This window comes from Erwinia sp. JH02 (genome assembly GCF_013074405.1).
GTDB lineage: Bacteria > Pseudomonadota > Gammaproteobacteria > Enterobacterales > Enterobacteriaceae > Erwinia > Erwinia rhapontici.
In genome coordinates this window covers 289,822-301,844 of the sequence record NZ_JABANZ010000002.1, presented here as the reverse complement: position 1 = coordinate 301,844, position 12,023 = coordinate 289,822, and the positions used below count along the sequence as shown (strand labels likewise).

Below are 12,023 nucleotides of genomic sequence, written 5' to 3'. Positions count from 1 at the left end.
ATCAGGCCCGGCGTCCTGCCGGGCCAGAGGGATTAACGCGCGTTTTGCTTGATGAAGTCGTTAACGCTGGTGTCCTGCGCCATATCGGCAATCACGTCACCGAGGGTGCTGTTGACGACATTCGTGATTTTCTGATTATTCGCGGCGAACGCACCTTCAACACTGCTGGTCTGGCGGTAGTTTTTCACCTGCTTACTGCCATTTTTAGCCGTAGCGATGATAGAAATATCCGCTTTAGTGGTGATGCTGTAACGCACATTACCCTGGGTAACGTCAGCGTACAGGCCATTCACCACGATTTGCAGATCAACAGCGCCGCTTGGGCCGACCATATAACCGCGTGCGGTCATCTGCTTCTCCAGTGTTTCCTGTAACAGGAAACGCAGATCGCGAGACGGGGTCAGGGTGATCAGCTGGCCGTCGCGGTTAACTTTCGCCAGCGCCTGATCGCTACGCTGATCGGCACCCGTGATGCTGATAGTGATGCCCATCAGGCTTGGATCACGCTGTGGCAGCTGAATTTTTGGTGAAATGTCGAGCGTATTGCTGCTCCCTGCGCAGCCAGCCAGAATTAACACGGCCAGCAGAGGGAAAAATAATTTTTTTAACATGCTTATTTTCTCGATTACGTGAGTAGTATTGCTGACAAAACTGCGGTCATCATATCATTGCCTGTCGGCAGGGGAAGCCCCGATCGAGCGTAAATTCATCGCGTTGCGGAATTTTCAGACTTAATGAGACTCAGGCATTCGACCTCGTGATAGGCGATGTGTTGCATGGCGGTGATTGAAAAGTAAATGCCATCAGGAAAAAAACGCTAAAGTGCGTCGGTTTTACACAAAAACCGACTACGATTTAAAGGGATGGGGCGCAGTTCTCTGCATCAAAGGAGTCCAGGTATGATCCGTGAACAAATAGAAGAAAAGTTACGAACGGCGTTTTCTCCTGTGCATCTTGAGGTGCATGATGAAAGCTATCGCCATAATGTGCCTGCGGGCGCTGAGAGTCACTTCAAGGTGGTGATTGTCAGTGACAGCTTTAACGATCAGCGTTTTCTAACCCGCCACCGGGCTATTTACGGGGTGCTGGCGGATGAGCTGGCCGGCAGTGTGCACGCACTGGCACTTCACAGTTATACCTTGAAAGAGTGGGAGGGTTTACAAGATACCGTTCCATCCTCACCTAACTGCCGTGGTGCCGGTACGCTGGCCTGACCCGACGCAAAAAACTGAAAACGGCCTGTTGGCCGTTTTTTCATTTATAGAGCCAGAAAAATGTGGCAGTCAGCAAATTCTTGCGATTTGGCAGCAAAAATGTAAAAAGTAGCGGGGTCCGGGCGAGAGTGTAGCCTCGACTCATTAAGACGTTGCCGCTATAATGCTGCGTCTATTTTTTTCCGGAATGTCTTCGGGATGCTTCTGTGAAACAGGGAATGTGGTTCTGACATCAGAAGCCGTCCCGGTTCTTAGATACACCCTGGTCATCCAGTGGTGTTTGTCTGAAGTTGACCGAGCACGTGATTTTTTGAGGTAATAAGATGCAAGTTTCAGTAGAAACAACTCAGGGCCTGGGCCGTCGCGTAACGATTACCGTAGATAAAGATGTGATCGAAAACGCGGTGAAAAGTGAGCTGGTCAGCGTAGCTAAGAAAGTGCGCATCGACGGTTTCCGCAAAGGAAAAGTACCGATGACTGTTGTTGAACAGCGTTACGGTGCTTCTGTTCGCCAGGACGTCCTGGGCGATCTGATGCAGCGCGGCTTTGTCGATGCGATCATCAAAGAAAAAATTAATCCGGCTGGCGCACCGCAGTACGTACCAGGCGAATACAAAACCGGTGAAGACTTCACATTCTCAGCTGAATTTGAAGTGTACCCGGAAGTTGAGCTGAAGGGTCTGGAAGCAATCGAAGTTGAAAAACCGGTTGTTGAAGTGACTGATGCTGACGTTGATACCATGCTGGACACTCTGCGCAAGCAGCAGGCCACCTGGAAAGAAACCGACGCTGCAGCGACTGCTGAAGATCGTGCAACCATCGATTTCTCCGGTTCTGTAGATGGTGAAGAGTTCGAAGGCGGCAAAGCGTCTGACTTCGTATTGGCAATGGGCCAGGGTCGTATGATCCCTGGTTTCGAAGAAGGTGTTGTTGGCCACAAAGCGGGCGAGACCTTTACTATCGACGTTAACTTCCCGGACGATTACCACGCTGAGAACCTGAAAGGTAAAGCAGCGAAGTTTGAAATCGTACTGAAGAAAGTTGAAGAGCGCGAGCTGCCAGAGTTCACTGAAGAGTTCATCAAGCGTTTCGGCGTTGAAGATGGTTCTGTCGCGGGTCTGCGTGCAGAAGTGCGCAAGAACATGCAGCGTGAGCTGAAAGGTGCCGTGCGTAACCGCGTGAAATCTCAGGCAATCGACGGTCTGGTGAAAGCCAATGACATCGATGTTCCTGCTGCTTTGATTGACGGTGAGATTGACGTGCTGAAGCGTCAGGCTGCACAGCGCTTTGGTGGTAACGAAAAGCAAGCTCTGGAGCTGCCTCGTGAACTGTTCGAAGAGCAGGCTAAACGCCGCGTAGTTGTCGGTCTGCTGTTGGGCGAAGTGATTCGTACTCACGAGCTGAAAGCTGACGAAGACCGTGTTAAAGCGCTGATCGAAGAGATGGCTTCTGCATACGAAGATCCAACAGAAGTGATCGAGTTCTACAGCAAAAATAACGAGCTGATGAACAACATGCGTAACGTTGCGCTGGAAGAGCAGGCTGTTGAAGCCGTGCTGGAAAAAGCGAAAGTGACTGAAAAAGCCACTAACTTCCAGGAACTGATGAACCAGACTGCTACGGCCTGATTCTGAACTCTGTTAGTTGACGTTAAGCCCGCTGCCTTCTGGCAGCGGGCTTTTGTCGTTTATGGGGTAAAATCCCACTGCTTTTATAGGCTATTTGCGCATTTAATCTGCAAATTATCGACTAAGCTACTTTTCCTGGTTAGCAGTTGATAAAAACGTTGTTATGCTTGAAACAGCAGGGGATCATCCCCAAATTGGTACAACGAAGTCATCAGGCCCGATAACTGTCCGGACGGCATCGGGTGTAAGGCCTGGAATCATAGTGTTCCTGATCGCTCTCAAGTAGAATCGCTACAGAGTGTTGCCAAATGAAATTTATCCAGGAGACGATAATGTCATACAGCGGCGAACGTGAACTAACTGCACCTCATATGGCTCTGGTGCCAATGGTGGTCGAACAAACCTCTCGTGGAGAGCGTTCTTACGACATCTACTCGCGCCTGCTGAAAGAGCGCATTATTTTTCTGACCGGCCAGGTCGAAGACCACATGGCCAACCTGATCGTTGCGCAGATGCTGTTTCTGGAAGCGGAGAATCCAGAAAAGGATATCCACCTGTACATTAACTCTCCTGGTGGCGTCATCACCGCAGGGATGTCAATTTATGACACCATGCAGTTTATCAAACCTGACGTTAGCACCATCTGTATGGGCCAGGCCTGTTCGATGGGCGCTTTCCTGCTGACCGCGGGAGCGAAAGGCAAGCGTTACTGCCTGCCGAATTCACGCGTGATGATTCACCAACCGCTGGGCGGTTTCCAGGGGCAGGCGTCAGATATTGACATCCATGCCCGTGAAATCATCAAGACTAAGCAGATGATGAACGAACTGATGGCAAAACATACCGGGCAGACGATCGAAACCATTGAGCGCGATACCAACCGCGACCGTTTCTTGTCGGCCAGCGAATCCGTAGAGTACGGCTTAGTGGATTCTGTGCTGTCCCAGCGTAACTGATTAAACATGTTGTGACATGGTGCCGTTGCCTCCGCGGATAGCTCTGGTGGCGGCCGCGTAACTAACCCCTGGTGGGAAGGTGAGTGTGACAATGAGGGGGAAGTAAATGACTGATAAACGCAAAGACGGTTCAGGTAAACTGCTGTACTGCTCTTTTTGCGGCAAAAGCCAGCATGAAGTGCGCAAGCTGATCGCCGGCCCGTCTGTGTATGTCTGCGATGAATGTGTTGATTTGTGCAATGACATCATTCGCGAAGAGATCAAAGAAGTTGCGCCACACCGTGAGCGTAGCTCACTGCCCACGCCGCACGAAATCCGCCACCACCTCGATGACTACGTTATCGGCCAGGAGCGGGCGAAGAAGGTGCTGGCAGTGGCGGTGTATAACCACTACAAGCGCCTGCGCAACGGCGACACCAGCAACGGTATTGAGCTGGGGAAAAGTAACATTCTGCTGATTGGCCCGACCGGTAGCGGTAAAACCCTGCTGGCCGAAACGCTGGCCCGCCTGCTGGACGTCCCGTTCACCATGGCCGATGCCACCACGCTGACCGAAGCCGGTTACGTGGGCGAGGATGTGGAAAACATCATTCAGAAGCTGCTGCAGAAGTGTGACTACGACGTGCAGAAAGCGCAGCGCGGGATTGTCTACATCGATGAGATCGACAAGATTTCACGCAAGTCAGACAACCCGTCTATCACCCGAGATGTCTCCGGTGAAGGCGTGCAGCAGGCGCTGCTGAAGCTGATCGAAGGCACGGTGGCGGCAGTTCCTCCGCAGGGCGGGCGCAAGCATCCGCAGCAGGAGTTTTTGCAGGTGGATACCTCGAAAATTCTGTTTATCTGCGGCGGTGCGTTTGCCGGCCTGGATAAAGTGGTGTCACAGCGCGTGGATACCGGCACCGGTATCGGTTTTGGCGCATCGGTGAAGGGCAAGTCTGAGAAAGCGACAGAAGGCGAGCTGCTGGCACAGGTGGAGCCGGAAGATCTGATCAAGTTTGGTCTGATCCCGGAGTTCATCGGCCGTCTGCCGGTGGTGGCGACGCTGACGGAGCTGAGTGAAGATGCGTTAATTCAGATCCTGCGTGAGCCGAAAAATGCGCTGACCAAGCAGTATCAGGCGCTGTTCAATCTGGAAGGCGTGGAGCTGGAGTTCCGTGAGGAAGCATTGACGGCGATTGCCAAAAAGGCAATGTCACGCAAAACGGGTGCCCGCGGGCTGCGTTCTATCGTGGAAGGCGCACTGCTGAACACCATGTACGACCTGCCGTCGATGGATGACGTCGAGAAAGTGGTGATCGATGAATCGGTCATTGGTGGTGAGAGCGAGCCGATGCTGATTTATGGCAAGCCCGAAGCACAGCAGGCGTCTGGCGAATAAATAACCAAATCATTCCAGTCAGTTATCGAAAAGGGGGAAAATGTTCCCCCTTTTACTTTTCTCGTTACCCCAACATTGAATCTATTCCGTTCATCCCCATATACTCAGATACCTGTGGGTCAAACTGCACTTTTTCTGGATGATGCGGTTCCCCTTACCCTGGCGGAAATTAAACTAAGAGAGAGCTCTATGAATCCTGAGCGTTCTGAACGCATTGAAATCCCTGTGTTACCGTTGCGTGACGTAGTGGTTTATCCGCACATGGTCATTCCGTTGTTTGTTGGTCGTGAAAAATCAATTCGCTGCCTTGAAGCCGCCATGGATCATGACAAAAAGATCATGCTGGTCGCTCAGAAAGAAGCTTCAACGGATGAACCTGGCATCAACGATCTCTTCTCAGTCGGGACTGTTGCCTCTATTTTGCAAATGCTGAAACTCCCCGACGGCACCGTTAAAGTGCTGGTTGAAGGTTTACAGCGTGCACACATCACCACCTTATCCGATAACGGCGACCACTTTACTGCCCAGGCAGAGTACCTGGAGTCGCCTGAAATTGAAGAGCGTGAGCAGGAAGTGCTGGTGCGTACGGCGATCAATCAGTTTGAAGGCTATATCAAGCTGAACAAAAAGATCCCCCCAGAAGTCCTGACCTCACTGAACAACATCGATGATGCTGCCCGTCTGGCCGATACTGTTGCTGCCCATATGCCGCTGAAACTGGCTGATAAACAGTCTGTTCTGGAAATGTCAGATATCAACGAGCGTCTGGAATACCTGATGGCGATGATGGAGTCGGAGATTGACCTGTTACAGGTTGAGAAACGCATCCGTAATCGTGTCAAAAAGCAGATGGAAAAAAGCCAGCGTGAGTACTATCTGAATGAGCAGATGAAGGCCATTCAGAAAGAACTGGGCGAAATGGACGATGCGCCGGATGAAAACGAAGCGCTGAAACGCAAAATCGATGCGGCAAAAATGCCGAAAGAAGCGCGTGATAAAACGGAAGCTGAGCTGCAGAAGCTGAAAATGATGTCGCCGATGTCTGCCGAAGCCACCGTTGTACGTGGTTATATTGACTGGATGGTTCAGGTGCCATGGAATGCACGTAGCAAGGTGAAGAAAGATCTGCTGAAGGCGCAAGAAACGCTGGATATGGACCACTTCGGCCTTGAGCGCGTCAAAGACCGCATCCTGGAATATTTGGCAGTACAGAGCCGCGTCAGCAAAATCAAAGGCCCAATCCTGTGCCTGGTAGGGCCTCCTGGCGTGGGTAAAACCTCGCTGGGGCAGTCCATCGCCAAAGCCACTGGCCGTAAATATGTGCGTATGGCATTGGGTGGGGTACGTGATGAAGCAGAAATCCGTGGTCACCGTCGTACCTATATCGGTTCCATGCCGGGCAAACTGATCCAGAAGATGGCAAAAGTTGGCGTTAAAAACCCACTTTTCCTGCTGGATGAAATTGACAAAATGTCTTCGGATATGCGCGGTGATCCGGCATCTGCTCTGTTAGAAGTACTTGATCCAGAACAGAATATTGCCTTTAACGATCACTATCTGGAAGTAGATTACGATCTCTCCGATGTGATGTTTGTCGCAACGTCTAACTCGATGAACATTCCAGCCCCCTTGCTGGACCGTATGGAAGTGATTCGCCTGTCGGGTTACACCGAAGATGAAAAACTCAATATCGCCAAACAGCACCTGCTGTCGAAGCAGATTGAGCGTAATGCACTGAAGAAAAATGAACTGACCGTGGACGATAGCGCCATTGTTGGCATTATTCGCTATTACACTCGTGAAGCGGGCGTGCGTAGCCTTGAACGCGAATTGTCCAAGCTGTGCCGCAAAGCCGTCAAAACGCTGCTGATGGACAAATCCATTAAACACATCGAAATTAACGGCGATAACCTCAAAGATTATCTCGGCGTGCAGCGCTTCGATTATGGCCGTGCCGATAGCGAAAACCGCGTAGGCCAGGTGACTGGTCTGGCATGGACGGAAGTTGGGGGCGATCTGCTGACCATTGAAACCGCCTGTGTGCCGGGTAAAGGCAAGCTGACCTATACGGGGTCACTGGGCGAAGTGATGCAGGAATCCATCCAGGCGGCGCTGACGGTGGTGCGTGCTCGTGCAGAGAAACTGGGCATCAACGCTGACTTCTATGAGAAGCGTGATATCCACGTTCACGTGCCTGAAGGGGCAACGCCGAAAGATGGTCCAAGTGCCGGTATTGCAATGTGCACCGCGCTGGTTTCGTGTCTGACCGGTAACCCGGTGCGTGCAGACGTGGCGATGACGGGCGAAATTACGCTGCGTGGTCAGGTTCTGCCGATTGGTGGTTTGAAAGAAAAACTGCTTGCCGCACACCGTGGTGGCATCAAGACGGTCTTAATCCCGGACGAGAACAAGCGCGATCTGGAAGAAATTCCGGATAACGTGATTGCCGACCTGGACATTCATCCGGTGAAACGCATTGAAGAAGTATTAGCCCTGGCCCTGCAAAATGCCCCGTATGGCATGCAGGTTGTTACGGCAAAATAGTGATTTAAGGCAAACTCACTGTAAAACTAAGGCTGGTAAGTGAATTGGTGCTTGCCAGCTTTTTTTTGTGCCGCTAAGTTAGGATGCTGTTAAGCCAGTGACGGCAAAGGTTGCGGGTTGCTGAGGCTCAACAAGCTCGGGCTAAACAGCCATAACAAATCACGCACGTACGTGTCCGGCAGAAAGCCTGTTCACGGTGTAAAAATAAAAGAGGGGATGAGTGAGTGAATAAGTCACAGTTGATCGACAAAATTGCTGCAAACGCCGATATTTCTAAAGCTGCAGCGGGACGTGTATTAGATGCTTTTATCGGTTCAGTTACTGAATCTCTGCAGGCTGGCGATGAAGTTGCGCTGGTCGGCTTCGGTACTTTCTCCGTGCGTGAACGCGCCGAGCGTACCGGCCGTAACCCGCAAACCGGCAAAGAAATTACTATCGCAGCGGGTAAAGTACCTGGCTTCCGTGCCGGTAAAGCGCTGAAAGACTCTGTAAATTAAGTGCATTAAGCCGCCGCAGGAGCAGATTTCTTCGGCGTATTGAGGATCGCCAACGCGTTCTCATGTAACATACGGGGCACATCAGAGACTTGATGTGCCTTTTTTTATGTTTCAATGACAAACGCGTGCTGCGGTTGTCTAAAATGGCTAAGTGCGTCCTCGGGAACGCGGGACGGCAGCGCAAGGTTTTACATTCACACTACAGCGGAGTGTTGTCACACCATGATGGACAATTTACGCGCGGCGTCGAACCATGTCGTGCTCAAAATTATACTGGGCCTGATCATCCTGTCTTTTGTCCTTACCGGCGTAGGCGGGTATCTGACAGGCGGTTCCGGTGATTACGCAGCCAAAGTCAACGGCCAGGAAATCAGTCGTGCACAGCTTGAACGTGCTTTCAGCAGCGAACGTGCGCGTCAGCAGCAGATGCTGGGCGAACAGTTCTCGGCTCTGGCAGGTAACGAAGGTTACATGCAGCAGATCCGTCAACAGGCGCTCTCACAGCTGATTGATGAACTGTTACTGGACCAGTATGCCAAAGATATCGGCCTGGCCATCAGTGACGAGCAAATCAAACAGGCCATCTTTACTCAGCCTGCGTTTCAGACTGAGGGTAAATTTGATAATGCCAAGTACATGGGCATCATTAATAACATGGGCTTCTCTGCCGATCAGTATGCTGAAGCCCTGCGTAAGCAACTGACCACTCAGCAGCTTATCCAGTCCGTTACCGGAACAGATTTTGTGCTGGCTAATGAAACCGATTCTCTGGCGGCACTGGTTTCTCAGCAGCGTCTGGTGCGTGAAGTGACGATTAACGTCAACGCGCTGGTGGCAAAGCAAACCGTGACCCCGGAAGAGATCAACAACTACTACCAGCAGAACAAAAATAGCTTTATGACGCCTGAGCAGTTCCGCGTTAGCTACATCAAACTGGATGCGGCGAGCATGCAGCAACCGGTGAGCGAGAGCGACATCCAGAGCTGGTACGATCAACATCAGCAGGATTACACCCAGCCGCAGCGCAATCGCTACAGCATCATTCAGACCAAAACTGAAGCCGAAGCGCAGTCAGTACTGGATGCACTGAAGAAGGGCGGTGATTTTGCTGCTCTGGCGAAAGAGAAATCATCTGATCCTATTTCTGCCCGCAACGGTGGTGATATGGGCTGGCTTGAACCGGCCACCACGCCGGATGAGCTGACGAATGCAGGCCTGAAAGAGAAAGGTCAGTTATCGGGTGTGATCTCGTCATCGGTTGGCTTTATCGTGGCTCGTCTGGATGACATTCAGCCTGAAAAAATCAAAGCGCTGGCAGAAGTGCATGATGATATTGCCGCAAAAGTGAAGCAGGAAAAAGCGGTCGACGCTTACTACAAACTGCAGCAGAAAGTGAGCGATGCCGCAAGTAACGATAACGAGTCTCTGGCCAGTGCTGAGCAGGTTGCCGGTGTTAAAGCTGTTGAAACAGGTTGGTTTGGTCATGACAGCCTGCCTGCCGAGCTGAACTTTAAAGCCGTACAGGATGCGATCTTCAGCGGTAATCTGGTGGGTGGAAACGGTACGCCGGGAAGTAATTCAGACATCATCACCGTTGATGGTGACCGTGCCTTTGTGCTGCGCATCAGCGAACACAAGCCGGAAGCCGTGAAAGCACTGAATGAAGTGACTGCACAGATTACCGATACCCTGAAGCAGCAGAAAGCACAGCAGGAAGCGAAAGCACAGGCTGACAAACTGCTGGCTGAACTGAAAGCAGGCAAAGGTGATGAAGCTCTGAAAGCGGCAGGCCTGACCTTTGGTGCACAGCAGACGCTGTCACGTACCGGTCAGGATGCGCTGTCTCAGGCAGCCTTTACCCTTCCTCTGCCATCAGAAGGTAAACCTTCATTCGGTGTCAGTGAAGATGCGCAGGGCAACGTCGTCGTGATGGCACTTGATAAAGTGCAGCAGGGCACCATGCCTGAAGCGCAGAAGCAGGCTCTGGTTCAGGGCATTACGCAGAACAATGCACAGCTGGCTTTCGCAGCCATGTTGAGCAACCTGCGTAAGGACGCCAAAATCAAATACGGTGCCGCCGCTCAAGCACAGTAAGCCTCGCAGTTCTACTGCAACTGCTTGCAACACAAAAGGCCGCTTATGCGGCCTTTTCCATTTTTGAAAACTGCCGTTTGCCGGTGTGGCGGTGGGGCGTTAGGGTAGCGTTGCTGTCAAACACATGGAGGAAAACAGCATGATTAATCGTACCTTACAGGCTCTCTCGCTCGCTCTGGCCATCGGACTGACGTTGCCCATCAGTGTCAGTGCCGCTCCCACTGCTGCACCTGCCACTAAAATGGCGCCTGCGAAAGTGCCGGCTGAAAATGCAGCGCAGGTCAGTATCAATAGCGCCAGCGCCCAGGAATTAATGGCGGTGATGAACGGCGTTGGGATAAAAAAGGCGGAGTCTATTGTCAGTTATCGTGAGAAATATGGCCCCTTCACCGATCTCGAGCAATTAAAGGAAGTGCCTGGCATGGGTAACACGTTGGTGGAACGGAATATTGCGAATCTTAAATTGTGATCTGCATCCAGGGTCGGCAAGTCTTACTGCAAGTCGATCCGTCTGACTGCTAATATTGATGAGGTCATACCAGTTGGTGTGGCCTTTTTTTATGACAGAGGACGCAGCACGATGCAGACCACCATTAAAGTACGCGGCTACCATCTGGATGTTTATCAGCATGTGAACAATGCCCGCTACCTTGAGTTCCTTGAAGAAGCCCGCTGGGCCTGGCTGGAAGAGAGCGAGGCGTTTCACTGGATGAATAAGCTCGGCATGGCGTTTGTGGTGGTGAATATCAATATCAATTATCGCCGCCCGGCGGTCATGGGGGATGTACTGGTTATCGACAGTCAACTGATGACACTGGGGGGGAAGAGTGGCGTCATTGATCAGCGGGTTTCCCTGCAATCTGATGGCAGTGCCATCGCCGATGCATTGCTCACCTTTGTCTGCATCGATCTGAACTCGAAGAAAGCCCTGCCGCTGGAGGGCGAACTTCGGTTGCAGCTGGAAACCATTAATCAGTAGGAGCGAGAGATACGTCGCTCCTGGAAGAAATCAAACCAGTCCGGTTTTGGTTTTCATTGCCTGCATAACGGCAGCCGTGTTTTGCTGGTAGTCATGCAGGCCATTGGCACGCAGATGACAGGCGGCACATTCACCACAACCATCACCCTGAATGCCGTTATAACAGGTCAGTGTCTGGTGACGAATCAGAGGGAGTTGCTGCCAGTAATCTGCCAGTGCCCAGGTTTCCGCTTTATTCAGCCACATCAGCGGCGTTTCGAAACGGATATCCCGCGCCATACCGAGGTTAACCGCATGGTTCAGTGCTTTAACAAATTCGTCACGGCAGTCGGGATAGCCGGAGAAGTCTGTCTCACAGACGCCAGTGATCACCGCTTCGGCCTCAATCTGGTAAGCATAGATTGCTGCGAAGGTTAAAAACAGGATATTACGGCCTGGTACAAAGGTGCTTGGCAGGCCACTGGCTGTCGGGTCGTAAGCCGGGACCGGGATGTTATCGCGTGTCAGGCTACTGACAGCCAGCTCGTTGAGCATGGTCACATCCAGCACTTTGTGCGCGCGGGCGCCCAGCGATAGTGACAGTGTCCGGGCAACGTCGATTTCCGCACGGTGACGTTGGCCGTAATCAAAAGTCACGCAGTGTACTTCGTCGTACTGCTGTAAGGCCTGAATCAGACAGGTTGTTGAATCCTGTCCACCGCTGAATACCACCACTGCACGTTTCATACTT

11 protein-coding genes are annotated in these 12,023 nt (G+C 51.8%); 9 read left to right on the top strand and 2 right to left on the bottom strand.

Translation table 11 applies throughout. From position 1 onward, the window contains the following. Positions 1–32: 32 nt before the first annotated feature. Positions 33–611 (bottom strand): lipoprotein, encoded by a 579-nt coding sequence (locus tag HHI26_RS06075; protein WP_133846316.1) that lies wholly within the window; start codon positions 609–611, stop codon positions 33–35. Positions 612–899: 288 nt separating this feature from the next. Between HHI26_RS06075 and bolA the strand changes: the two genes are divergently transcribed. The 9 genes from bolA (at position 900) to HHI26_RS06030 (ending at position 11,293) form a co-directional block, all read left to right on the top strand. Further along, entirely contained in the window at positions 900–1,214 is a 315-nt protein-coding gene (bolA, locus tag HHI26_RS06070; RefSeq protein WP_133846317.1) for a transcriptional regulator BolA, read from the top strand. 323 nt (positions 1,215–1,537) lie between these two features. After that, the gene (tig, locus tag HHI26_RS06065; RefSeq protein ID WP_133846318.1) at positions 1,538–2,842 is read left to right on the top strand and encodes a trigger factor; all 1,305 of its coding nucleotides are present in this window, start codon (positions 1,538–1,540) and stop codon (positions 2,840–2,842) included. 332 nt (positions 2,843–3,174) lie between these two features. After that, on the top strand, positions 3,175–3,798 hold the full coding sequence (clpP, locus tag HHI26_RS06060) for an ATP-dependent Clp endopeptidase proteolytic subunit ClpP (RefSeq protein WP_133846319.1): 624 nt from the start codon (positions 3,175–3,177) through the stop codon (positions 3,796–3,798). A 106-nt stretch (positions 3,799–3,904) separates the two neighbouring features. Further along, positions 3,905–5,179 (top strand): ATP-dependent protease ATP-binding subunit ClpX, encoded by a 1,275-nt coding sequence (gene clpX / locus HHI26_RS06055; protein WP_171148783.1) that lies wholly within the window; start codon positions 3,905–3,907, stop codon positions 5,177–5,179. A 189-nt stretch (positions 5,180–5,368) separates the two neighbouring features. Further along, positions 5,369–7,723 carry an endopeptidase La gene (gene lon, locus HHI26_RS06050; protein WP_171148782.1) on the top strand — a complete coding sequence of 785 codons (2,355 nt, stop codon included), beginning with the start codon at positions 5,369–5,371 and terminating at the stop codon, positions 7,721–7,723. A 224-nt stretch (positions 7,724–7,947) separates the two neighbouring features. Next, complete coding sequence (gene hupB / locus HHI26_RS06045; RefSeq protein ID WP_062744954.1) at positions 7,948–8,220, top strand: nucleoid-associated protein HU-beta; 273 nt, start codon at positions 7,948–7,950, stop codon at positions 8,218–8,220. 222 nt (positions 8,221–8,442) lie between these two features. Further along, positions 8,443–10,314, top strand: a complete 1,872-nt coding sequence (gene ppiD, locus HHI26_RS06040) for a peptidylprolyl isomerase (RefSeq protein WP_133845772.1) — start codon at positions 8,443–8,445, stop codon at positions 10,312–10,314. 139 nt (positions 10,315–10,453) lie between these two features. Beyond that, a complete protein-coding gene (locus HHI26_RS06035; protein WP_133845771.1) occupies positions 10,454–10,783 on the top strand; it encodes a helix-hairpin-helix domain-containing protein in 330 nt (109 codons plus the stop codon). Positions 10,784–10,894: 111 nt separating this feature from the next. Then, positions 10,895–11,293, top strand: coding sequence for a YbgC/FadM family acyl-CoA thioesterase (locus tag HHI26_RS06030; protein ID WP_337707281.1), 399 nt, complete (start codon positions 10,895–10,897; stop codon positions 11,291–11,293). Positions 11,294–11,323: 30 nt separating this feature from the next. On the opposite strand, the gene queC is transcribed toward HHI26_RS06030, so the two are convergent. After that, complete coding sequence (gene queC, locus HHI26_RS06025; RefSeq protein WP_133845769.1) at positions 11,324–12,019, bottom strand: 7-cyano-7-deazaguanine synthase QueC; 696 nt, start codon at positions 12,017–12,019, stop codon at positions 11,324–11,326. Positions 12,020–12,023: the final 4 nt, after the last annotated feature.

Excerpts from the sequence above, each read along its gene's own strand:
- HHI26_RS06075 (WP_133846316.1), bottom strand. The coding sequence starts at position 611 with ATGTTAAAAAAATTATTTTTCCCTCTGCTGGCCGTGTTAATTCTGGCT.
- bolA (WP_133846317.1), top strand. The coding sequence starts at position 900 with ATGATCCGTGAACAAATAGAAGAAAAGTTACGAACGGCGTTTTCTCCT.
- tig (WP_133846318.1), top strand. The coding sequence starts at position 1,538 with ATGCAAGTTTCAGTAGAAACAACTCAGGGCCTGGGCCGTCGCGTAACG.
- clpP (WP_133846319.1), top strand. The coding sequence starts at position 3,175 with ATGTCATACAGCGGCGAACGTGAACTAACTGCACCTCATATGGCTCTG.
- clpX (WP_171148783.1), top strand. The coding sequence starts at position 3,905 with ATGACTGATAAACGCAAAGACGGTTCAGGTAAACTGCTGTACTGCTCT.
- lon (WP_171148782.1), top strand. The coding sequence starts at position 5,369 with ATGAATCCTGAGCGTTCTGAACGCATTGAAATCCCTGTGTTACCGTTG.
- ppiD (WP_133845772.1), top strand. The coding sequence starts at position 8,443 with ATGATGGACAATTTACGCGCGGCGTCGAACCATGTCGTGCTCAAAATT.
- HHI26_RS06035 (WP_133845771.1), top strand. The coding sequence starts at position 10,454 with ATGATTAATCGTACCTTACAGGCTCTCTCGCTCGCTCTGGCCATCGGA.
- HHI26_RS06030 (WP_337707281.1), top strand. The coding sequence starts at position 10,895 with ATGCAGACCACCATTAAAGTACGCGGCTACCATCTGGATGTTTATCAG.
- queC (WP_133845769.1), bottom strand. The coding sequence starts at position 12,019 with ATGAAACGTGCAGTGGTGGTATTCAGCGGTGGACAGGATTCAACAACC.